Source organism: Nocardiopsis sp. iso_186 (assembly GCF_056173365.1).
Window position 1 is genome coordinate 1,293,882 of sequence record NZ_CM149670.1, and the last position, 22,837, is coordinate 1,316,718.

A 22,837-nucleotide genomic window follows, 5' to 3' on the forward strand; every position below is an offset into this window, starting at 1 on the left:
TCACAGTCCCTTCGGTTGCAGCGCCTTGGTGACCAGGCCCGCGATCCAGTTGACGAGCAGGGCCAGCAGGGCGATCAGGATCGAGCCGACCAGGAGGGTGACCGGCCGGCTCGTGTTGACACCGGCGACCACGATCTCGCCGAGTCCGCCGGCGCCGATGAATCCGGCCAACGCCGCTACACCGACGTTCAGTACCAGGGTCGTGCGGATGCCGGCGAGGATCACCGGCACTGCCAGAGGCAGTTCGATCTTGGCAAGTACCCGCCAGGCCGGCATGCCGATGCCCCGGGCTGCGTCGATGAGGGCGGCGTCCACCTGTTGCAGGCCGACCATCGTGTTGCGCAGCGCGGGCAGCACGCTGTAGACGACCAGCGCGATGATGGCCGGCCAGAAGCCGATACCGACGGTGGCCGCCAGCAGCACGATCGCGCCCACCGGAGGAGTGGCCTGGCCGACGTTGGCGATGCCCAGCACCGCGGGTGTGGACCACCGCATCCAGCGCCGGCTGACCAGGACCCCCAACGGCAGCGCGATGGCCAGCACCAGCACCGTGGAGATCGTGGTGAGCCCGATGTGTTCCCACAGCTTGTCCGCGAGGAAGCCGAGAGAGAGGGAGCGGGCCTCGGTGGAGTCGAGCTCGGCGAACCGGGTGTAGCCGATGGTGGCCGCACCGACCAGTAGGACGGCGAGAGGGGTCAGCAGCACGCGCCAGCGGGAGCCGATCGGGGCTTCCTGCTGTTGTTTCTCCTGTCCCCGGGGGGCCGTGACCGTCGTGCTCACACCGCCACCCCCGGCTGTGCCTCGGCGGCGCGCTGCTTGCGCTGCCGGCGCTCGCGCTCCTTGATCTCGGCGATCGCCTGCTGCACCGTGGACAGCGTCACGGCGCCGACGTAACGGCGCCGCCTGCCGACCACCGGTACGACCTCGGCCTCGGCGTTGAGCAGCGCCTCGACGGCTTCCTGGAGCGTGGCGCGGCCACTGATCACGGTGTCGAACAGGTCGTCCTCCCCCGCGGTCAGGTCGCCGATGGTGCCGGTCGCGCCCTCCAGGTCGGCCAGGCTCTCCCAGCGCAGCGGCCGGTCCTGGGCGTCCAGCACGATGACCCAGTCGCTCTCGGCCTCCTCCAGTTTGCGGCGCACGTCCGCGGCGGAGTCGGCCTCGGTGGCCCGCACCGCCTGCTCCAACGCGACGTCGGAGACGCGGGTGAGCTTCAGCAGTTTCATCGCCGACTCGCCGCCGATGAACTGTTCGACGTAGGAGTCGGCGGGGTTGGTGAGGATCTCCTCGGCGGTGGCGTACTGCACGATCTTGGAGCCGGTCCCCAGAATGGCGATGCGGTCGCCCAACTTGAGCGCCTCGTCAACGTCGTGGGTGACGAACACGATGGTCTTGGACAGCTCGTCCTGGAGGCGCAGGAGCTCGTCCTGGAGGTTTTCCCGGGTGATGGGGTCGAGCGCACCGAACGGCTCGTCCATGAGCATCACCGGCGGGTCGGCCGCCAGCGCCCTGGCCACGCCCACGCGCTGCTGCTGGCCGCCGGAGAGCTGACGCGGGTAGCGGTCGCGAAACTCGTCGGGGGCCAGTCCCACCAGCTCCAGCAGTTCGTCCACCCGGGCGCTGATGCGGTCCTTCTCCCAGCCCAGCATCTGTGGGACCTGCGCGATGTTGCTGCCCACGGTCAGGTGCGGGAACAGCCCGGCCTGCTGGATGACGTAGCCGATGTGGCGGCGCAATTCGTCGGGCTTCTGGGCGCGTGCGTCCAGTCCGCCGATCAGGATGCGTCCCGACGTCGGTTCGATCAGTCGGTTGATCATCCGCATGGTGGTGGTCTTGCCGCAGCCCGAGGGGCCGAGCAGGACGACGATCTCCCCCGCCGGGATGGTCATGGTCAGGTCGTCAACCGCGGCGCCCTTGGTGCCGCTGAAGCGTTTGACCACGTCGATGAGCTCGATCGGCACGCCGCCGGTCCGCTCGCCATCCGCGGCGAGCTCGGCCAGGGACTGCGGGGTTTCGGTGCTCTCAGGCATGGATACGGATCCCTCGTGAAGTGGTGAGTTTGCCGACCAGGACCAGCACGGCGTCGAAGATCAGCGCCAGGACGACGATGCCGATCACGCCGACGAGCGTGGCGTTGAGCGCGTTGGCGGCGCCCACCCGGGCAAGGCCGGAGAAGATCTGGTCGCCCAGGCCGGGGCCGGACACGAACGCGGCGATTGCGCCGATGCCCATGGCCAGTTGGGTGGCGGTTCGCACGCCCGACAGGATGACCGGCCAGGCCAATGGCAGCTGGACACGGGTAAGGACCCGTGTTCTGCTCATGCCGATGCCACGAGCCGCGTCCACGAGGCTGGAATCCACGCCGGTCAGCCCCACGATGGTGTTGCGCAGGATCGGCAGCAGCGCGTACAGCGTGATCGCCGTGACGCTGGGCCATACCCCCAGACCGAGCGGGACGACGAGCAGGCCCAGAAGGGCGAGCGACGGAATGGTGAAGATGAGGCTCGTCGTGCCGGTGGCCAGGGCTGTCGCGCGCTCGTTGCGGTAGACGGCGATGCCCAGGGCCACCCCGATCAGGGTGGCGATGAGTACGCACTGCGCGATCATGCTGGCGTGCTGCAGGGTCTGGAACGCGAGCATGTCCGAGCGGCTCGCGATGTACTCCCATAGGGTCACGGCGAACCCGCCCGCCGGAGTCGGGTGAGGGGGCTAGCTGCGATTTCGGTCATGAGCCCCGTTTTGACCAGCTGAAACCGAAGTACTCCCCCAAGCAGGGCAAAGTGATGGTTCTGTTATGCGTTTGCCAAGGCCAGGCCAATGGGTCGTGGTACCGCCGGCCCAACGCAAACCCTGCGGCCAGGCGGTATCACGGCCGAGGAAAGACCTCAGAACGCCAGGGTGCGCGCGTACTGGAATTGGTCGTGGATCTGGCGTGCCTGCCCGACCGAGTGCACCGGGATCTGGGTGGTGTGGAAGTTGTCGCCCTGGCGGACGCTGACCTGGATGCTGCCGCTCACGGTGGTCTCCTTCACCATCAGGAAGAAGAGACTGAAGACGCAGACGAAGAAGAAGCCGACGAGTGCGACGGCGATCGCCCAGCCGGGCATGTCGCGGCGGACGAACGTCATGTCGTTGAGCGTCCACATGCTGCCCTTGATCGGGAACACTCCGGCCGGCGTCATGACCGTGGACTGCGTCACGGTGATGTCGCCCAGTACCGCGAGCGGCTGCTCGGGGTAGGCCGGCTGCATCTGGGGCGAGTACCCCGGGGGCGCCTGGTAGCCGCCTGTCTGCGCGGAGTAGGGGGACAGGTGCGCGTTGGGGTTGGCGTCCATCGGCGGCGGGACCTGAGGGTTGGGGTGGCCGCCGGTGTTCCAGACGTTGGGGTCGCCCGCACCGTGGTGCGGGTCGGGGTAGTGGGTCATGGTGGCGATTCTCGCAAATCCGGCTGGCCGCGGTAGGCGATCCCGGGTCGGCGGCCGACCCGTTCCCGCCCTACGGGCGCCGCGGACGGGACAACCGTGATCTGCGTGGGCGCTTCTGGTGCACAGAGGGCACCTCTGCCGTCGTTCTTGTGGTCCACATCACTGGCAGTGGCCGGAAGTGGCCAGTGTCGTTGCTTTTCCCCCGATTGCGCGATTGCGGAGGGTTCTTGTCGTGTCACTCCTGGTCGTGCGGCCGAGGGGTGCGAGGTGCACGCCTCGCTCGGAAGGTGCCGTGTCGGAGGAGGCGGGGGCGGCGGCGAAGAAAAACATGAAACTCTTTCGCAAATCGTCCATGGCTACGTAACCTGCCGCCAACCCCGCGTGAACGGAGAGTGCGGATATGATCCAGCACGCTCGTGGACGTGCGGCCGCCGCGGCAAGTGTGGCGCTCGCGTGTCTGGTGACCGGCTTGGCGACGGCGCCCCCCGCCGCGGCCCAGCCCCGGCAGCCCAGCCCCTCCGAACTGATGGCGGCCGTCGAGGACTACTGCGGCGACGGGTGCCGCGACATCCTCGCCCCCGGCCAGAACGGCAACGCCACCCTCGTCGAGATCCTCGGCAACCAGGTGTTCGGCACCCGACCGGCGTTCTCCGACACCCAGCTGGAGGCGTACGACGACCTCCTGCACGACTACGACGGTCTCACCGACGGCGCGCTCGGCGACTACTACCTCGACGCCTCCTTCGGAGTGGACCCCGCCGACGTGGGGCGCACCTACCGGCCCCGCTCCGACGTCACCATCGTCCGCGACAAGCACCACGGAATCCCGCACATCTACGGCACCACCAGGGGCGGCACCATGTTCGGTGCCGGCTACGCCGCAGCCGAGAACCGGCTGTTCCTCATGGACCTGCTCCGCAACCTCGGCAAGGGCAAGCTGACCGCGTTCGCCGGCGGAGCGCAGAGCAACCGCGAGCTGGAACAGAGCCTGTGGGCCGGCGCCCCCTACACCGAGGCCGACAAACAGGCGCAGATCGACCGGGTGGCCGCATCCGGGCCGCGGGGACAGCAGGCGCTCGCGGACGTGGACGCCTATCTCGCCGGCATCAACTCCTACATCACCCGCTCCCAGCAGCCCCTGGTCTGGAACTATCCCGGCGAGTACGTGCTCGCCGGACACAAGGACTCCATCACGCAGGCCGGGACCATCCACCACTTCACCCGTACCGACGTCGTCGGGATCGCCGCGATGGTCGGCCTGCTCTTCGGCGGCGGAGGCGGCGGCGAGGTCCAGTCCGCGCTGCTCAAGTCCGCCTTCCAGGACCAGTATGGTCCGGAGGAAGGCGAACGGGTCTGGCGGACCTGGCGGACGGAGAACGACCCCGAGGCGGTCACCACCGTCTCGGGCACCTTCGACTACGCCCAGACCCCCGACGACGCAGTCGGCCAGGTCCTTCCCGACCCCGGGTCGGTCGTGGACTACGACCTCGTCCACGACGCCACCGGATCGGCTGCCGCCGGCGCCACCGCCGCCCCACTCGCCGCTGCCGCACCGGAGGAGGGGCAGAACGGTTCCGCAACCCTTGCCGACCTCCCCGAGCAGTCCAGGAAGAAGCTCGACCAACTGATCGAGGACGGGGACCTGAGCTCGGCCGAGGGCATCTTCAACAATGGGGTGCTGCCCGCCGACCTGTTCGAGGGCGAACCCAGCATGTCCAACGCCGTCGTCGTCGGCGGGGAGCACACCCGGGACAACAACCCCGTCTCGGTCTCGGGCCCCCAGACCGGCTACTACTCGCCCCAACTGCTCATGGTCCAGGAGTTGCAGGGCCCCGGGATCAGTGCCCGCGGCGCGTCCTTCCCCGGAGTCAGCTTCTACGTACAGATCGGCCGTGGCGCCGACTACGCCTGGAGCCCCACCTCCGCCAACCAGGACATCACCGACACCTTCGCCCTCGAACTGTGCGAGCCGGGCGGCGGGCAGGCCGACCTGGACACGCGCCACTACCGCGACGGCGCCGACTGCGTGGCCTTCGAAGAGCTCAGTGTCACCAACAGCTGGTCGCCCACCGTTGCCGACCAGACCCCCGCCGGCTCCTACCGCCTGACGTCACTGCGCTCCGCGTACGGGCTCGTCAACTCCTTCGGGACCGTCGGGGGAGTCCCGCACGCGTTCGTCCTGCGCCGGTCCACCTACCAACACGAGGTGGGATCCATCATCGGGTTCCAGAAGTTCAACGATCCCGAACTCATCACCTCGGCGACCGCCTTCCAGGAAGCCTCGACCGACATCGGCTACGCCTTCAACTGGCACTACAACGACGCCGACGACATCGCTTTCGTCAATTCCGGGCTCAACCCGGTGCGTCTGCCCGGAACCGATCCCAATCTGCCCATCGCCGTCAACTCGGCGGCAGGCTGGGCGGGCTGGAACCCCGCCGACAACTCCGCCGACTACACACCGCTGTCCCAGCATCCCAACGCACTCAACGACGACTACTACGTCAACTGGAACAACAAGCCCGCCCCCGGGTACACCTCCGGGTACGCCACCGGTTCGGTGCACCGCGCCGACCTGCTGGACGACCGCATCGGTGCGCTCGTGGGCTCCGGGAACCCCGTCACGGCCGCGCAGGTCGTCCAGGCCATGGAGGACGCGGCGAACGTCGATCTGCGCGGTGAACAGGTACTCCCCGAACTCCTGGCGGTCCTCGAGAGTGAACCCGTCACCGACCCCGCTCTCGCCGCCACCATCGCCGAACTCCGGGTGTGGATGGAGTCGGGGGCCAACCGGCGCGAACCCACCAAGGGAGCGGGGACCTACGCGCACTCCCGGGCGATCCGCGTCATGGACGCTTGGTGGCCGCGACTGGTGGAGGCCCAGTTCCGGCCGGGGATGGGCGACGACCTCTACACCCGGATGACCTCGGTCGCCCAGATCGACGAGTCCCCGTCCGGATTCACCGGGGGCGGGGGGACAGGCGGGATCAACCAGGGCCAGGCCCACAAGGGATCCAGTTTCCAGTACGGCTTCTGGTCCTACGTGGACAAGGACCTGCGGGCCGTCCTCGGTCAGGACGTCCAGGGGCCGTTGGGAGACGCCTACTGCGGTGGCGGCGAACTCGCCGCGTGCCGCACGGTTCTGGTGGACTCCCTGACCGCTGCCGCTGCCGTACCCGCCAATCAGGTCTATCCCGGTGACGCCGAGTGCGCTGCCGGCGACCAGGTCTGCGCGGACTCGATCGTGCACTCCAGGCTCGGTGGCATCAACCTGAACAGGGTGGCCTGGCAGAACCGTCCCACCTATCAGCTCGTCCACCAGTTCGGGGCGAGACGGAACTGAACCGCCTGTGCAGCCGTTGTAATGGGTGCCGGAACATTCCGGCACCCAGCACCCGATCCGGGTACAGACAGATTCCTCGCAGGTGTGATCCCGGGCTCATCGGGGGTAGTTCTACGGCATACCCGCCACATGACGGGAGGGCGATTCCATGCCGGTGTGGGTTCTCTGGCTGATCGCGGGCGCGGCGCTGGGCGTCGCGGAAGTATTCACCCTCACTCTGTCCCTCGGCCTACTGGCCGCAGCAGCCATCGTCGCCGGAGTCGTCGGGGCACTCGGTCTGGGAGTGGCGTTCCAAGTCGTCGCTTTCGTCGCCACCGCCTCGGCCGGCCTCCTCGTCGTCCGCCCCATCGCCCGTCGGCAACTGGGACAGCCGCCCCTGCTCCGCTCGGGGACCGACGCCCTGGTCGGTCGCTCCGCTGTCGTCATCCAGGAGATCGCCGCCGACCGGGGCCGGATCAAACTCTCCGGAGAGGAGTGGTCGGCCCGCGCGCTGGACGACACGCTGACGATTCCCGCGGGCGCCCAGGTAGATGTCATGGAGATCGAAGGCGCCACCGCGGTCGTCTATCCGCGGGAGATGCTGCCCTGACCCCTGGCATCGCGATCTAGGGCTCGCCAGAGCCACCGATCTGGAAAGGAGCGGCGTACGCAATGGAGATCCTGTTCATCGCATTGGCGTTCATCGCGGTCATCGTGGTGGTCTCCACGGTGCGAATCGTGCCGCAGGCCCGTGCCTACAACATCGAGCGTTTCGGTCGCTACATGCGAACCCTGCAGCCCGGACTCAACTTCATCATCCCGGGCGTGGACCGGGTCAACACCAAGTTCGACCTGCGCGAGCAGGTGTTCACCTCGCGGCCCCAGCCGGTCATCACCGAGGACAACCTGGTCGTCAACATCGACACCGTCCTCTACTACCAGATCACCGTGCCCAAGTCCGCGGCTTATGAAGTGGCCAACTACCTTCAGGCCATCGATCAGCTCACCGTGACCACCCTGCGCAACGTCATCGGCGGGATGGACCTGGAACGCACGCTGACCTCGCGCGAAGAGATCAACTCCCGGCTGCGCGGGGTCCTGGACGAGGCCACCGGCAAATGGGGGATCCGGGTGAACCGGGTCGAGATAAAGGCCATCGATCCTCCGCCCTCCATCAAGGAGGCCATGGAGAAGCAGATGCGTGCCGAGCGCGACAAGCGCGCCACGATCCTGCACGCCGAGGGTGAGCGCCAGTCGCGCATCCTGACCGCCGAAGGCGCGCGTCAACAGGCCATCCTGGAGGCACAGGGAGCGCAGCAGTCCGCCATTCTGCGCGCCGACGGTGAGGCCAAGGCCATCGAGCGGGTCTTCCAGGCGGTGCACGCCAACAACGCCGACTCCAAGCTGCTGGCCTACAAGTACCTGGAGACGTTGCCCAGCCTGGCCCAGGGAGAGGGCAACACCTTCTGGGTCATTCCGGGCGAGCTCACCCAGGCCATCCAAAACGTCAGCAAGGCGTTCGGGCCCGACGCCGGTGATGCCTCGGCGCAGACGCGGCACACGCCGGGCGACGACGAGGACACCCGGGAGGCGGAAGGGCCGCAACAGCTCACCTCGGGCGACCCGGCCGATTCCACGGCCCTGCAAGCGGCCACCGAGGCGGCCGAGAACGCGGAGGCCGCAGTGGCCGAGGCCAAGGCGGAGGCAGACGCGGCGTCCAACCCCACCACCCTGTCGGGCAAGCGCATCACCTAGATCCGCCGGGACGGCCCCGGTGCCGCGTTCCTCGATTCGAAAACGCGGCACCGGGGCCGTCCGCCGACACGGCTGCGATGCCGTGGGGCCCTCGACCGGGCGGGTGCTCGTGCCGTCGGCAGCCGAGCCGGATCGGGATCAGACCAGGAGAAGTTTGCCGGTGGTCGCGCGCGCGGCAAGGTCGGTGTGCGCCTTGGCCGCCTCATCCAACGGATAGCGGCCGCCCACGTGCACGTTGAGACTGCCGATCCCCACCAGGCCGAGCACATCGGTTGCACGTTCGAGCAGTTCTGCGCGTTCGGCCGTGTAGTGCACCAGGGTGGGCCTGGTCAGGTAGACCGATCCGGCGCTGTTGAGGCGCTGCGGGTCCACCGGGGGCACCGGTCCGCTGGCCTGCCCGAACAGGACGAGCACACCGCGCGGGCGCAGACTGGCCAGGCTCGCGTCGAAGGTGTCGGCCCCCACACCGTCGTAGACCGCTGCCACACCGGCGCCGTCGGTCAACCGCGCGACCTCCTCGGCGATGTCGGACTCGGAGTAGCGGATGATCTCGTCTGCCCCGGCGTCCCGGGCCTGCTTCTCCTTGGCCTCGGTGGAGACCGTGCCGATCACCCTGGCGCCGCGCAACTTGGCCAACTGGGTGATGAGGAGTCCGGTTCCGCCCGCGGCGGCGTGGACCAGTACGGTGTCGCCCGGTTGGATCGAATACGTGGAGTGGGTCAGGTAGTGGGCCGTCAACCCCTGGAGCAGTACGGCGGCCGCCTGCTCGGTGCTGACGCTGTCGGGCAGCGGCACGAGGGCGTTGACCGGGACCACCGCGCGTTCCGCGTAGGAGCCCGCCACCGCCACCGAGCCGACCCGGTCGCCCACCGCGAACTCGGTGACGCCCTCGCCGACCGCGCTCACCCGGCCCGCGCCCTCACTGCCGGGGGTGAAGGGGACGGACATCGGGTAGGCGCCGGAGCGCTGGTAGATCTCGATGAAGTTGACCCCGCGGGCCTCGATGTCCACCACGACCTGTCCCGGTCCTGCGACGGGGTCGGGCGCCTCGGCCGGGCGCAGTACCTCAGGACCGCCGGTCTCCCCAATGACAATCGCGCGCATACCCGTCAACTCCCTGCTGTTCGTCTGGACACCCATCGTGGGGTGGCCCCGGGCCCGGTCGCGGCCGTGCCGGGGCCCACCCCATGATGGGTGCAATGGTGTGGTGGCGGCTAGTTCGACGAAGGTGTCGCGATCGGGTTGTTCCCGTTGACGGCGCCCAACTGGTAGAGCGCGAAGTCGTCGAAGGCGACCTGGGTGAGTCGGCCGCCCTGCCCACCGGCCACGGCGAGTCCGGGGGAGGGGCCTTCACCGGTCGAGGGCAGTGGCTGTTCGTCCACCGCCTCCAGCACGTGCTCGCCGTTGACCCACAGGTTGAGGGTCATCGTCGCGGCGGTCTCGTCCAGCTCGCAGGAGAAGTCCAGTTTGTTACGGGGGGAGTCCGCGCCCCGATCCCCGGAACCGTTCTCCGCGGGAGCGAAACCGGGGACAGGGTCTCCGCCGACCCTGTTCAGGCTCCGTGATCCGCCTTCGCCGGCCTCGCGCCGGATCTCCGCCTCTGCTCCGTCCACCCGTACGTAGGCCCGGTAGTAGGTGGAGTCGTCGTCGTTCTCGTACTTGAAGCAGGACAGGCCGAAGGCGCCGTAGGCCGGGCCGCTCTGGACGACCGCCGTGGCGCTGACCAGGACCCGGGAGGGGACGCCCAGGATCTCGGGGTAGGCGCCGCTGGAGACCTGGCGGTCACCGTCCGCGGACACGACGAACGTGTCGTCCTGGTAGCCCACCCAGCTGCTGTTGCTCCCCGGGTCGAACTCGCGGTCGGGCCAGGCGTTGTCCTGGACGGCGAAGTCGTGACTGTAGAACTCGGTCCCGGTGGGAACCGGGGGGCCGCCCCGCAGCCAGATCCCACCGGCCACCGCCGCACCCGCCACCACGAGGGCCAGTGCTGCGGCGCCGACCCACTTCGTCGGGAAGGGGGTGCGGCCTGAGACGACGCCACCTCCGGGCGGGGTGGGGCCGCCGAAGTCCCCGTTGCGGGTGTCCCCCGGGTACCCGTAGGGCGGCTGCCCGTTGTAACCGTGACCGCCCTGCCGGCCGGGCGGTGGATAACCGCTCCCGGGGTACCCGAAGCCGGGCTGGTTCGGTCCTGAAGGCCCACTGTAAGGGGGCTGCGGGGGACGGGCCGCCGGGGCCGGAAGCGCGTTGGTGCGCTGCTGGGCGAAATCGGTGGTGGGCTCTGCGGGAGGCGAGCCGTCGGGCCGGAGACCGCCGGGCGCCGGTGGAGTCGCGCCGGTGGGCTCCGCCGGGCGCGGACCGGTGTCGGGGATCACGGATCGGTTGGTCGAGGGCGGGGTCCAGGAACGCACCACGGTTTCGTCGATCACCGCGGGGCTGGGGGACTCCTGGCCGATCAGGATGTTCAGCAACTGCTGCGCGGTGGGGCGGTTCGCCGGCGTTTTGTCCAGCGCCTGTCGGACGAGCCCCAGCAGGTGGGGGTCGAGACCGGTGAGGTCCGGCTCCATCGAGATGATCTGGTGCAGGACCGCGGGCACGGTGGGCCCGTCGAAGGGCGTCCTGCCGGTTCCGGCGAAAGCGACGAGACAGCCCCAGGAGAAGATGTCGGCGGGCGGGGCCACCGAATCCCCGGAAATGAGCTCGGGGGCCAGGTAAGCGGGGGTCCCCATCAGTTGACTCGACCGGGTGACCGAGCCGTCGGCGTCCATCGCCCGTGCGATTCCGAAGTCGATGACCTTGGGCCCGACCGAGGACAACAGCACGTTGGCGGGTTTCAGGTCGCGGTGGACCACACCCGCACCGTGGATCGCGCTGAGTGCGGCGGCCACCCCCATGGCCAGACCCTCCAGGGTGCCTCCTGCCATCGGGCCCTCGCTCTTGACGGCCTCGGCGAGGGTGGGGCCGGCCACGTACTCGGAGACGATGAAGAGGGGGTCGCCTTCGAGGCGGGCGTCGATCACCGAGGCGGTGGAGAAACGGGCGACGCTGCGCGCTGACCGGACCTCGCGGGAGAAACGGCGCCGGAACGCCTCGTCGTCGCTGAGGTCGGGGCGGATCAGTTTCACCGCCACGTTGCGGTCCGCGGAGTCCTTGGCGAGGTAGACCGTTCCCATGCCGCCCTGGCCCAGGCGTCCGACGATGCGGTACCCGCCCAACTCGGTCGGATCACTCGTGCGGAGGGGTTGGGTGCGCTCGTGCCCGTTTGGCGTCACAGTGATGGGTTCCTTTGGGGATCGCGTCATTCGCGCCTCACAGCGTATCGACCTCTGAGGGGCATCCCCGGGGCCGCTCGGGAAAGGGGCGCAGGTCTACGGGGGTGCGTCCCCAGAAGCTAACCATGGCCGGGTGTTTTGCCGCGAGCCGGGAGGAGGCGCCTGCCGGTTGTCCGGTGCAGTGGTTCTCGGGACGGGGGCGCGGGCGGATCGCTTCTCGCTGTCAGTGGCCTTCGCTATGATTAGTACATACGTTCGATAATGTTCGAGTGTGTCGCCGACCAGCCGGACGGCACGCAAACTCCTTGGGTCGGGTGAGGACGGTGGTGGTGGCTCGTGTCTACGGAGTGCCGGTGCGGGTGTGGGAACACGGCGGGCGACCTGCACGTTTCGTCTGGGAGGGGCGCGTATACGTGGTGCAGCGCATCATCGACCACTGGGTGACGCCGCGTTCGGGTGCTGCTTCCGCCAAAGGACAGGGCCCGACCGCTCGTTCGTCCTGGCGCGTGCAGGCGGGGGCGGGGGCCGCGTCGGGGCACTACGAACTCAGCCACGACTCCGTGAGCGGCGCCTGGCTGCTCGCCAGGGTCGCGGAGTAAGGAATCACCTGCGGCCGGGGCGTGTTGAGGCCACTGTCACGACCCCGGCCACGAGGAGCCAACCCCATCATGCTCAAGGCGTCTGTCCTCGACTACGTGCTGAGCCCGCCAGGCGTCAGCGCCCACGAAGCGTTGACCGAGGCGGTGCGCTCCGCAGTTCTCGTCGAGCAACTCGGTTACGAGCGGCTGTGGTTCTCCGAGCACCACAACTCGGCCGGCCTGGCGTGCAGTGCGCCCGAGTTGATCATCGCGCGGGTCGCCGCCGAGACCTCGCGTCTTCGCGTGGGGGCGGGCGGCATCATGCTGCCCAACCACGCGCCCCTGAAGGTCGCCGAACTGTTCCACACCCTCGAAGCCCTCTATCCGGGGCGCATCGACCTCGGCCTCGGGCGTGCCCCGGGGACGGACGGCGCCACCGCTATGGCTCTGCGCGGATCGCGTCGAGCCGTCGTCCAGGTCGATTTCGACTCACTCGCCGAGGAACTGTTCGGCTTCCTGGACAACAGCTTCCCGCTGGGCCACCCGCTCGCCGACATCGTGGCCTCTCCGGCGGTCCCGGCACCGCCGCAGGTCTGGATGCTGGGCTCCAGCGACTACGGCGCCACTTATGCGGCGGCGCACGGTCTGCCCTTCTCCTTCGCCCAGCAGATCAACCCCGACGCGGCAGTCGCCATGCTGCGCCGTTACCGCGACACCTTCCGCCCCTCCGAACGCGCGGCCACGCCCTACAGCAGTTTCTCGGTCGTCGCCTTCGCCTCCGATGACGACGAGGAGTCGGAGGACTTCGCAGCCTACTGGGCACTGACCATGACCAAGCTGCGCTCCAACGTACGCACCCCCACCAGTCTGGACGAGGCGCGCGCGTTCCGTACGGGGGAACGCTATGCGTCCATTCGCGCGGCCATGGCCGATCGCCTGTTCACCGGAACCCCCGACGAAGTGGGTGCGCGGGTGCGGGCGGTCGCGGAACAGGCCCGGGCCGACGAGGTCGTCCTGGCGGTCCCCATGCCCGACCCCCTGCTGCGGCACAAGGCGCTGCGCCTGCTCGCCACGGAGTTCGCCCTTCCCGCGGGTGGTTGATCTCGCTCGACCCGGGCGGTGTGGACCTTCTTGACGAAGGTCCACACCGGCTTCCGCCACCGCTTCAGGACAACGGCGGCCGTCGCTCGCCGAAGCGTGTGGCTGCCTCGAAGGCCCGGCCCACTTCCAGTACCCGGCGCTCGGCCAGGTGCGGGCCGACGATCTGCACCCCCACCGGAAGCCCCGATTCCGTGAACCCCGCCGGCACCGACAGGGCCGGGCAGCCGGTGACGGAGATCCAGTACGCCGAGCGCATCCAGTCCAGGTAGGTCTGCTGCACCTGGCCGTCGATATCGGTGGGGTACTCCTGGGCGGCATCGAAAGGGGCCACCTGGCTGACCGGCAACAGCAGCACGTCGTAGCGCTCGAAGAACACGCGCACGCGGTGGAAGAGTTCGGTGTGCAACCGTTCGGCACGGGCGAGGTCGGGGCCGGTGAGCCTGCGGCCCGCTTCGATGTTCCACACCACCGACGGCTTGAGCTTGGACCGGTCCGCGTCCAGCAGCGCACCGAAGTTGCTCTCGAACACCCAGGCGCGCAAGGTTCGAAACACCTCGTCGGCGCCGCTGAGGTCAGGCGCGTCCAGCTCTACCGTGCAGCCGAGGTCGGAGAATGTGCCCAGCTGCGCGGTCAGGGTCTCCACTACGGCCCGCTCGCAGGTCAGCGCCCCGTTCAGATCCGGTGACCACGCCACGCGCAGTCCGCTCAGCTCGCGGTCCAACGGACCGGCGGAGGGATCGAAGACGCTTCCGGGCTCGGCGACCGCGATCGGACTGCGCGAGTCGGGGCCGGCCAGTACCGACAACAGCAGGGCGGTGTCGCCGACGTCACGGGCCATGGGGCCCTGGACCGAGAGGGTTGACCAGCCCAGCGGTTCCGGGTGGGCCGGCACCCGGCCGGGGGAGGGCCGTAGTCCCACCACATTGTTGAACGAGGCCGGATTGCGGAGCGAGCCGCCCATGTCGGAGCCGTCGGCCAAGGCGTGCATGCCGCACGCCAGAGCAGCGGCCGCGCCCCCGCTGCTGCCGCCGGCCGACCGGCTCGTGTCGTAGGGGTTCACCGTGGTGCCGAACAGGGTGTTGAACGTGTGCGATCCGGCCGCGAACTCGGGCACGTTGGTCTTGCCGATGGTGATCGCGCCCGCTGCGCGCATCCGTTCCACGATCAGCTCGTCGTGGTCGGGAACGTGGTCGGCGAAGAAGGGCGAGCCGAAGGTGGTGCGGACACCGGCGGTCGCATGGGTGTCCTTGTGCGCGATCGGCAGGCCGTGCAGCGGACCCGGGGTCCCCCCGGACGCCATGAAGTCGTCCGCCGCCGCCGCCTCCTCCATCGCGCGTTCGCCGCACACGGTGACCACCGCGTTGATCCGGGGGTTCACCTCCTCGATCCGTGCGAGGTGGGCCGCGACGACCTCGCGCGCGGAGATCTCCCGCTTCCGCAGCATCCGGGCCAGTTCCCGGGCGGGACGGTAGACGATCTCCTCGTGCATCGCGCGCTCCTTCTCGGGGGTGCAGGCCACCATCCCAGCCTGCGTTTCCACCGTGAACTACGGTAGCGATTGCCGGAAAAACAAGGTTTGTTGGGCGATATTTGCGGTCGGTTCCGGCCGATGGGAGCTGTTTCGCCGTCATCGCGCGCAGCTCCGGCTGCGCGATCGACCGCCGTGCGTTCTCCCCGGGGCCGTGCCACGGTACGAGGCGGCTCAGTCCCCTCCGCCGCCACCGCTGTCGCCACCGCTGTCGCCTCCGCTGCCGCCCGAGTCCCACGACCCCCAGGCCCCGCCGCCGTCTCCGCCCCCGCCCCCGCCGCCCCCTCCCGATGGGCGTCGCCGCGCGGGTCCGGCGCTGTCGCGTGTCCGGCCTGCGCGGGAGACGAGTACGACCACGACCAGGGCCACCAGGGCGATCGCGGTCACGAGGACGGCGACGATGACCAGGGGGGTGAAAAGAAGGGTTGAGACGGGGGTCTCCACGGACGATGCTCCAATGTGCGAGTCCTGTACGGTCGCGGACAAAAGGATCTAACCAGGTGGTGCCGTGGTGTTCCACCCGTTCGGCGCAGTGATGCGGCCGGAGTCGGCCGATTCCCTGACCGTGCGGATCCGTGCCGCTACGGTGAACGCCATGACTGACCTGCTGGCCGGAGCCGTTGACGAGGCCGTTGAGGCGTTCTGGGCGCTCGGTGGAGAGACGCGCGCCCTCAACGGCGCGCACCTCGTGCGCAACCGGTCGGCCGGCCACGTGGGTTTCGCCAACTTCGTGACCCGTCTGGTGGGTGACGACCCCGTTCAGGTCGCCGACGTCCTCGGCCGGGCCTGGGAGTGGATCGGTGCACCGTCGGCCCGGGTCCAAGTGGGAGCCAGTACCCCACCCGCCACCGAGGCGGCGCTCGTGTTGAAGGGGTGGCGCCACAACGCCACCCGGATCGCGCTCGTGGGAACCGCCCCACCGCCCGCCCGGCACGCCGACACCGAGGTCCGTTCGGTGGACAGCCCCGAGGACTGGGCCCGTCTGGCCGAGCTGTTTCGCGCCGACCACGAGGAAGAGGACCGGTCCAGGGGCAGGCTGCCGCGCCCGATCGAACACACCGAGCAGGCGGTGCTCGTGCGCAGGGCCAAGACACCCGACGTCCATTACTGGCTGGCCTGCAAGGACGGGGTCGCCTGTGGTTTCTTCTCCTCCTGGCAGGGGGCAGGCGTGCTGTCGGTAGTCGAGGACCTCTTCGTCCATCCCGACCACCGCGGAGGCGGAATCGCCGACCAGCTGCTGCGCCACGCCACAGTGGATGCGGGGCTCAACGGCGCACGCCCGGTCCTCGTTCTCCCCGATGCAGGGGACCGGCCCAAGAACTTCTACCATCGCCGCGGTTTTCGCCCGGTGTCCACCATCCGTTACTACGCGCCTCCGGATCGACGGGTCTGAGGGGCGTTGTCGCCTGTTCGACCTGGCACACTATGGGCGCTGTGCCCGACCACGGGGAAGCGGCCCGTGTCGTGCCCACAGCCAACCGTTTCGACCGGAGAGAACATCCGTTGAATCCTGACCCCATCTGGCCCAGCGTCATCCTGGAGACCGACCGATTGGTCCTGCGGGCCTTCACCGCCGATGACGTGGATGACGTCTACCGAGCCGCCAACGACCCCGTCACGCAGCGCTGGGTTCCGCTGCCCGAACCAGGCCGGCGTCCCTACACCCGCTCGGACGCGGAAGAGTGGTGCACGGTCATCGCCCCGCATATGCGCGCCAGCGGTGACGGTCAGCAGTGGGCCGTGGTGATCCGCGACACGGGCGAGTTCGCCGGCGCGTTCGGTCTGGTGCGCACCCTCTGGCGCGCGCGCACCACCGAGATCGGCTATTGGACGGCTCCGTGGGTCCGCGGCAAGGGCGTTGCCACCGAAGCCGTCGCGGTGATCGCCCGCTGGGCATTGCTGGAGCAGTCCTTCGAGCGGGTGGAGATCAAAGCGGCCACCGCCAACACCGCCTCCCGCAGGGTCGCCGAGAAGACGGGCTTTCTCTACGAGGGCACCGAACGCAGTGCGATGCCCCTGCACGAAGGGCGCGTCAACCTCGCCGTCTACGGCCTCGTCCGCGCAGATCTGACCCACTCGGATTCATGACCCGCCCGCGTGTCCCGGCTCGTCTTTTGACATCCTGTGACACGTGAACGAATTGAACATCCGCCGTGCCGCGCCCCGGGACCTGCCCGCCATCGTCGCCCTTCTGGCCGACGACGAACTGGGCGCGGCCCGGGAGAACCCCGGGGAGCTGGGGCCCTACCGAGAGGCGTTCGCCGCCATTGACGCCGACTCCCACCAGATCCTCGCTGTTGCCGAGCAGGACGGTGATGTGGTGGGCACCCTCCAGCTGACCTTCCTGCCGGGGCTGTCGCACCGGGGAGCGACCCGCGCCCAGATCGAGGCGGTGCGGGTGCTCAGCGCACTACGGGGCAAAGGGCTCGGTTCCCAGCTCGTCACCTGGGCGGTGGGCGAGGCGCGGAAGCGCGGCTGCCTGATGGTCCAGCTCACCTCGAACGCCTCCCGGGCCGACGCCCACACCTTCTACGAGCGACTGGGGTTCACCCCCTCCCACATCGGGTTCAAGATGGCGTTGGGGCAGGATTGACCTTTCGGTCAACGGTCGGTGCGGGGTGAGCGCGAACAGGGCGGAGCCGTCGGGCCGCAGGGATGCGACGGGCAGCGAGGCGGCCACCGCCGTCGTCACGGAGGGACCTCCACCATGGTCGATCTGCGTCACCACGGTGATCGCGAGGTCGCCCCGGGCATGGTGGACTTCGCGGTCAATGTACGGGTTGCGACTCCGCCGCGCTGGCTGGCCGAACGCCTTGCCGCCTCCGTCACCGACCTCGCCGCCTACCCCGACCCCGGTCCCGCCCGCGCAGCTGTGGCCCGCCGTCATCGGCGCGACCCCGCAGAGGTTCTTCTGACCGCCGGTGCCGCCGAGGCGTTCGTCCTGTTGGCCAGGGCCCTGAACCCACGCCGCGCCGTCGTGGTGCACCCGCAGTTCACCGAACCCGAGGCCGCGCTGCGCGCAGCCGGACACCGGGTGGACCACGTCGTTCTCACCGGTGGCTTCACCCTCGATCCGGCCCTGGTCCCCACGGACGCCGACCTCGTCGTGATCGGCAATCCCACCAACCCCACCTCGGTCCTGCACCCCGCAAAGACCCTGGCCGGGCTGGCCCGCCCCGGGCGCGTCCTCGTCGTCAACGAGGCGTTCGCCGACTGCGTGCCGGGGGAGGCGGAGTCCCTCGCCGCGCGGACCGACCTCCCCGGTCTCGTCGTCGTGCGCAGCCTCACCAAGACGTGGGGACTTGCGGGATTGCGCGTCGGCTATCTGCTCGCCGCACCCGAAACGGTCGGGGCCCTGGCCGCAGCCCAACCGCTGTGGTCGGTCTCCACCCCGGCACTGGTGGCCGCGGACGCGTGCAGTTCTCCACGAGCCCTCGCCGAGGCCGACGCCTGGGCCGGTGCCCTCGGTCCTCTGCGCGACGACCTCGCCGTCCGCCTCCGAGAGCTGGGTCTGACGGTGACACCGAACCCCCGAGCCTCGTTCGTACTGGTGAACGCGTCGGGAGCCGATGGGCTGCGTCGGAGGCTCAGAGACGAAGGTGTCGCCGTTCGCAGGGGCGACACTTTTCCCGGACTGGGACCCGACTACGTGCGGATCGCGGTGCGAGACTTCGAGACCAACGCACGGATGACCCGAATTCTGGCAAAGTTGCTCTAGCCCGGGTGCGCCCGGCCGCCGGCGCCATCGCCCGTTTCCAGGGCCCTATCAGCGAGTGCTGTCGGAGAAGACCGCGGTGCGACGACCGCGCAGTCCATTGGGGGACGACATGCCGACGACGAGACCGCAAACCGTGACCGCGGAGGATCTCCATGACTGGTGACGACCGCGACAGCGGCGTGGCAGAACCCGAGGACGGGCGGGGGCGCCCCCAGGGGCGCTGGGACGTGGTTCCCCCGTCCGGCGACGCCCTTGCCGGCGGCCTCCTGGACGACCTGCCCGAGCAGGGGAGAGGCGCCGGCGCGTTGCGCTACCCCGCTTTGCGCACCCCGCAGGCCGCGCCCCGCCGCCCCGGCCTCAACCCCGACCGCCCGCCTGTCGATCCTCTGCCGCGGGTCGCCCAGTGGTCCCCGTTCTCCCAGCAGGGCCGCCCTTCCGTCCCGGCCCCGGAGGAGCCATCGGAGCCGCCTCCTGAGCCGGTTCGCCAACCCAACGTGATTCCGTTCCGCAGTGCGACCGTCGAGCGCACGCTGCCCCCGCGCCAGCCGGTGCAGCCGTCCCCGCCAAGCGACTCCGTGCCACCGCCCCCTGCGCCGCCCCAGGACGCCCCCGCGCCCTCCGTGCCAGCCGAACCCGAGACCGATGGTGAAACAGTGAACGCAGCAGCCGCCGCGGTCCCCTTTCCGGACCCCGTTGAGACCGAGCCCGCGACAGAGGAGCCGGTCCCCGCGCTGCTGGAGCCGGCTCCCGCCGCCGAGGCCGCCCCCGAGGCCGCCCCCGAGCCGCCGGAGCCGCCCGTGCCGCCTGTGCAGCCCGCGTCAACCCCGCGTCCCGCGCCGCTCCAGCCCGGGCCCCAGTATTTGGAGCAGAGCGCCGCGCCGGCGGCACACGCCTATTCCGAGGCCGAGCGCGCGACCGTCTACCGGGCCATTCGCGAGCGTCGCGACGTCAGGGCCGGTTTCCGTCCCGACCCTGTCCCCGACGCGGTCCTGACCCGGGTCCTCCAGGCCGCCCACCAGGCGCCGTCGGTCGGCTTCTCCCAACCCTGGGATTTCGTCGTGATCAGCGACTCCGAGGTTCGCACCCGGGTGCGCGACCTCGTCCAGCGCCAGAGCGAGGACTACGCCCGGGCTCTGCCCGGGGCCCGGGCCCGCGCGTTCTCCGGTCTCAAGGTCGAGGCCATCTTGGACACCCCGGTCAACGTCGTCGTCACCGTCAACCCCACCCGCGGTGGGCGTCCGTCGCTCGGTCGCCACGCCCAGCCGCACGCGGCCGGCTACTCCGCGGCCCTGGCGGTCGAGAACCTCTGGTTGGCGGCCCGTGCAGAAGGACTCGGCGTCGGCTGGGTCAGTTTCTCCGCTGAACGCGAGCTCGCCCGCGCGCTCGACCTTCCCCCCCATCTCCAGGTGGTCGCCTACCTCTGCGTGGGGTACGTGGAGGACTTCCCGACCGAGCCCGAACTGTCCCTGGGCGGTTGGGCGCAGCGTCGCCCCCTCTCCTGGGCGGTGCACCACGACCACTACGGCCAGCGCGGCCTGCCCGGCGAGCAGCCCACCAGCCTGCTGGAGGAGACCGTGGCCGCCATCGCGCCGCTCAACCAGCGTGCGGTGGGCGAGGCCCGCGACCGCCAGGCCCGCATGACCAAGCCGGCCGGATCGTTGGGTGTTCTGGAGGACCTGTCCGCGCAGCTGGCCGGACTGACGGGGGAGTGCCCGGCGCCGTTGCCGGAACCGGCGACCGTCGCGGTCTTCGCCGCGGACCACGGGGTCGAGGCCCAGGGGGTCACCATTTGGCCCCGGGAGGTCACCGCGCAGATGGTGCGCAACTTCCTGGCCGGGGGTGCAGTGGTCAACGCCTTCGCCGCGCAGGTGGGGGCGGAGGTCACGGTCGTCAACGTCGGTGTGGTCGAAGACCTGCCCGAGGGGCCGGGGCTGCTGCCGCGCAAGATCGCGCGCGGTACCGCCGACATGACGCTGGGGCCGGCCATGACCCGGACCCAGGCAGGGTATGCGCTCGAAGCCGGGATCGAGGTCGCCCGCGACCTCGTGGCGGCCGGCAACCGCTGCTTGGTCACCGGTGACATGGGGATCGCCAACACCACGGCTTCGGCCGCGCTCGTCGCGGCGTTCACCGGACAGGACCCGGCCGTCGTCACCGGCCGTGGAACCGGGGTGGACGACGCCATGCACGAGCACAAGATCGAGATCGTGCGTGCGGCACTGCGGGTCAACTCCATCGATCCCCACGACCCGGTCGGAGTGCTCGCAGCAGTCGGGGGTCTGGAGCATGCCGCGCTCACCGGGTTCATCCTCGGTGCGGCAGCTCTTCGGGTCCCCGTGGTGATCGACGGCGTGATCGCGGCCTCGGCCGCACTGGCGGCCGTGGCGCTGGCCCCCGACGCCGTGCACGCCTGCATCGCCGGCCACCGCTCGACCGAGCCCGGCCACACCGTCGCCCTCGACCACTTGGCCCTGCGGCCTTTGGTGGACCTGGAGATGCGGCTCGGCGAGGGGTCGGGCGCGCTACTCGCGGTTCCCCTCGTCCAGGCCGCTGCACGGGCATTGCGTGACGTCGCCACCTTCGACGACGCAGGGATCGCCCAGCGCGGCTAGTACCGGGAGCGTCCCGCCGCAGAAGCGGGGAAGGGGCGCTCCCGACGCGCGGGTGTGACCCGGGAGGGAAGCAGTAGCGGGGCGCGGCACGGTATTTTGGGCGTGTCCGGCAATAAAGGCTGCATGGCCCGGGTCGGGGCGGATCCGCCGGGACACGCGCCCCGTTCGCCCGGTCGGCGCAGGCCCGGGCGGCCCGCTGCGGTTCGCAGGCGAGGCATCGACATCTGGAGGCTGTCTCGATGACGTATCTTCTCGGCCTGCGCCTGGAGGGACGCGACGTGCTGGTGGTCGGCGGCGGTCACGTCGCCCAGCGGCGCGTTCCCGTCCTGCTTCGGGCCGGGGCCCGCGTCACGGTGGTCTCCCCGGAGCTCACCGCGACCTTGGAGGACCTGGTCACGGCCGGGCGGCTGGTCTGGCACCGGAGGCGTTACCGGACCGGAGACCTCACCGATCCGCGGTTGGGCGCTTTCTGGCTGGTCCACGTTGCCACCGACGTCCGAGACGTCAACGAAACCGTCAGCGCCGAGGCCGAGGCCGCGCGCATCTGGTGCGTACGCGCCGACGACCGTCATGCGGCCACCGCCTGGACCCCGGCCAGTGGGAGCACCTCGGGCATCACCGTCGGCGTCATCGCGGGGGGAGACCCCAGGCGGGCAGCCGGACTGCGCGATGCCGTTGTTGACGGGCTCGCCGACGGGACACTGGACGCCCGCAGAGGGCGTGAACGGATGCGCGGTGTCGCGTTGGTCGGGGGTGGGCCGGGCGACCCCGGTCTGATCACGGTGCGCGGCCGTCAGCTCCTGGCGCAGGCCGATGTCGTCGTGGTTGACCGCCTGGCCCCGATGAGCCTGCTGGACCAGTTGCCAGGGGAGGTCGAGATCATCGACGCCGCCAAGATCCCCTACGGTCGCTCGATGGCTCAGGAGGCCATCAACGACGTTCTCGTGAACCGCGCCGAACAGGGCAAGTTCGTGGTGCGGCTCAAGGGTGGCGATTCCTTCCTCTTCGGCCGCGGGGGGGAGGAAGCCGCAGCCTGCATCGCACGCAATATCCCCGTCACCGTGGTGCCGGGGGTGACCAGTGCGCTGGCAGCCCCCGCCAGCGCGGGGATCCCCGCCACCCATCGGGGTGTCGCCCAGCACATCCACATCGTCTCGGCCCACGTCGCCCCCGGGGACGAGCGTTCCACCGTCAACTGGGCCGGCCTAGCGCGTTCCGGTGGCACGATCGTCGTCCTCATGGGTGTTGAGCGCATCGGCCGTATCGCCGACGCCCTCATCGGGTACGGTCGCGATCCTGAGACTTCCGTCGCCGTTGTTCAGGACGCCACTCTGCCGACCCAGGCGACTCTCCTCGCCTCGCTGGCCACGGTGGAGACGGCCGCGCGCGAAGCGGGGGTGAGGGCGCCGGCGGTCGTCGTCATCGGAGAAGTGGTGAAGGCGGCTCAGGAGCTTGACATACTGCACGGGGGTCAATACACCACGGACCTGTCAACCTCGACGGGGCGGCCGGCCGACCAGGAGTGATATGTG

Annotated in this window: 19 protein-coding genes; 11 read left to right on the plus strand and 8 right to left on the minus strand. The window is 69.9% G+C overall.

Translation table 11 applies throughout. The annotated features are described in order from the left end of the window. From AC0VYP_RS05860 to AC0VYP_RS05875, 4 genes are all read right to left on the minus strand, one after another. Positions 1 to 780: an ABC transporter permease gene (locus AC0VYP_RS05860; RefSeq protein WP_475472906.1), complete on the minus strand. Its 780-nt coding sequence runs from the start codon at positions 778 to 780 to the stop codon at positions 1 to 3. After that, positions 777 to 2,027, minus strand: a complete 1,251-nt coding sequence (locus tag AC0VYP_RS05865) for an ABC transporter ATP-binding protein (protein WP_285759201.1) — start codon at positions 2,025 to 2,027, stop codon at positions 777 to 779. Before AC0VYP_RS05865 ends, AC0VYP_RS05860 begins: the two co-directional genes overlap by 4 nt. Next, on the minus strand, positions 2,020 to 2,637 hold the full coding sequence (locus AC0VYP_RS05870) for an ABC transporter permease (protein ID WP_285759202.1): 618 nt from the start codon (positions 2,635 to 2,637) through the stop codon (positions 2,020 to 2,022). Before AC0VYP_RS05870 ends, AC0VYP_RS05865 begins: the two co-directional genes overlap by 8 nt. 245 nt (positions 2,638 to 2,882) lie before the next feature. Further along, a complete protein-coding gene (locus AC0VYP_RS05875; RefSeq protein ID WP_285759204.1) occupies positions 2,883 to 3,422 on the minus strand; it encodes a hypothetical protein in 540 nt (179 codons plus the stop codon). A 400-nt stretch (positions 3,423 to 3,822) separates the two neighbouring features. On the opposite strand from AC0VYP_RS05875, the gene AC0VYP_RS05880 reads away from it, so the two are divergent. The 3 genes from AC0VYP_RS05880 to AC0VYP_RS05890 all read left to right on the plus strand — a co-directional run bounded on the left by AC0VYP_RS05880 (position 3,823) and on the right by AC0VYP_RS05890 (position 8,499). After that, positions 3,823 to 6,765 (plus strand): penicillin acylase family protein, encoded by a 2,943-nt coding sequence (locus AC0VYP_RS05880; RefSeq protein WP_475472908.1) that lies wholly within the window; start codon positions 3,823 to 3,825, stop codon positions 6,763 to 6,765. 148 nt (positions 6,766 to 6,913) lie between these two features. Continuing rightward, positions 6,914 to 7,354: an NfeD family protein gene (locus AC0VYP_RS05885; protein WP_285759206.1), complete on the plus strand. Its 441-nt coding sequence runs from the start codon at positions 6,914 to 6,916 to the stop codon at positions 7,352 to 7,354. A 62-nt stretch (positions 7,355 to 7,416) separates the two neighbouring features. Then, on the plus strand, positions 7,417 to 8,499 hold the full coding sequence (locus tag AC0VYP_RS05890) for an SPFH domain-containing protein (RefSeq protein WP_285759207.1): 1,083 nt from the start codon (positions 7,417 to 7,419) through the stop codon (positions 8,497 to 8,499). Between the two features lie 138 nt (positions 8,500 to 8,637). Here the strand turns inward: AC0VYP_RS05890 and AC0VYP_RS05895 are convergent, their stop codons facing one another. Then, positions 8,638 to 9,603, minus strand: a complete 966-nt coding sequence (locus AC0VYP_RS05895) for a quinone oxidoreductase family protein (protein WP_475472910.1) — start codon at positions 9,601 to 9,603, stop codon at positions 8,638 to 8,640. A gap of 110 nt (positions 9,604 to 9,713) precedes the next feature. Continuing rightward, on the minus strand, positions 9,714 to 11,768 hold the full coding sequence (locus AC0VYP_RS05900; protein ID WP_475472911.1) for a serine/threonine-protein kinase: 2,055 nt from the start codon (positions 11,766 to 11,768) through the stop codon (positions 9,714 to 9,716). Positions 11,769 to 12,097: 329 nt separating this feature from the next. Between AC0VYP_RS05900 and AC0VYP_RS05905 the strand changes: the two genes are divergently transcribed. Beyond that, positions 12,098 to 12,367 (plus strand): DUF6504 family protein, encoded by a 270-nt coding sequence (locus AC0VYP_RS05905; protein ID WP_349497201.1) that lies wholly within the window; start codon positions 12,098 to 12,100, stop codon positions 12,365 to 12,367. A 69-nt stretch (positions 12,368 to 12,436) separates the two neighbouring features. Next, positions 12,437 to 13,447 carry an LLM class flavin-dependent oxidoreductase gene (locus tag AC0VYP_RS05910; protein ID WP_285759211.1) on the plus strand — a complete coding sequence of 337 codons (1,011 nt, stop codon included), beginning with the start codon at positions 12,437 to 12,439 and terminating at the stop codon, positions 13,445 to 13,447. 64 nt (positions 13,448 to 13,511) lie between these two features. On the opposite strand, the gene AC0VYP_RS05915 is transcribed toward AC0VYP_RS05910, so the two are convergent. Further along, the gene (locus tag AC0VYP_RS05915) at positions 13,512 to 14,987 is read right to left on the minus strand and encodes an amidase (protein WP_432707466.1); all 1,476 of its coding nucleotides are present in this window, start codon (positions 14,985 to 14,987) and stop codon (positions 13,512 to 13,514) included. A 162-nt stretch (positions 14,988 to 15,149) separates the two neighbouring features. Beyond that, the gene (locus AC0VYP_RS05920) at positions 15,150 to 15,419 is read right to left on the minus strand and encodes a hypothetical protein (RefSeq protein ID WP_475472912.1); all 270 of its coding nucleotides are present in this window, start codon (positions 15,417 to 15,419) and stop codon (positions 15,150 to 15,152) included. 151 nt (positions 15,420 to 15,570) lie between these two features. Between AC0VYP_RS05920 and AC0VYP_RS05925 the strand changes: the two genes are divergently transcribed. The 6 genes from AC0VYP_RS05925 to cobA all read left to right on the plus strand — a co-directional run bounded on the left by AC0VYP_RS05925 (position 15,571) and on the right by cobA (position 22,831). Beyond that, positions 15,571 to 16,368: a GNAT family N-acetyltransferase gene (locus AC0VYP_RS05925; RefSeq protein WP_285759214.1), complete on the plus strand. Its 798-nt coding sequence runs from the start codon at positions 15,571 to 15,573 to the stop codon at positions 16,366 to 16,368. Between the two features lie 110 nt (positions 16,369 to 16,478). After that, the gene (locus AC0VYP_RS05930) at positions 16,479 to 17,063 is read left to right on the plus strand and encodes a GNAT family N-acetyltransferase (protein ID WP_475472913.1); all 585 of its coding nucleotides are present in this window, start codon (positions 16,479 to 16,481) and stop codon (positions 17,061 to 17,063) included. A 43-nt stretch (positions 17,064 to 17,106) separates the two neighbouring features. Then, positions 17,107 to 17,568: a GNAT family N-acetyltransferase gene (locus tag AC0VYP_RS05935; protein WP_285759217.1), complete on the plus strand. Its 462-nt coding sequence runs from the start codon at positions 17,107 to 17,109 to the stop codon at positions 17,566 to 17,568. A 114-nt stretch (positions 17,569 to 17,682) separates the two neighbouring features. Next, positions 17,683 to 18,693, plus strand: a complete 1,011-nt coding sequence (gene cobC, locus AC0VYP_RS05940) for an Rv2231c family pyridoxal phosphate-dependent protein CobC (protein WP_475472914.1) — start codon at positions 17,683 to 17,685, stop codon at positions 18,691 to 18,693. 152 nt (positions 18,694 to 18,845) lie between these two features. After that, complete coding sequence (cobT, locus tag AC0VYP_RS05945; RefSeq protein ID WP_475472916.1) at positions 18,846 to 21,305, plus strand: nicotinate-nucleotide--dimethylbenzimidazole phosphoribosyltransferase; 2,460 nt, start codon at positions 18,846 to 18,848, stop codon at positions 21,303 to 21,305. Between the two features lie 239 nt (positions 21,306 to 21,544). Beyond that, on the plus strand, positions 21,545 to 22,831 hold the full coding sequence (cobA, locus tag AC0VYP_RS05950) for a uroporphyrinogen-III C-methyltransferase (protein WP_475472917.1): 1,287 nt from the start codon (positions 21,545 to 21,547) through the stop codon (positions 22,829 to 22,831). Positions 22,832 to 22,837 lie beyond the last annotated feature (6 nt).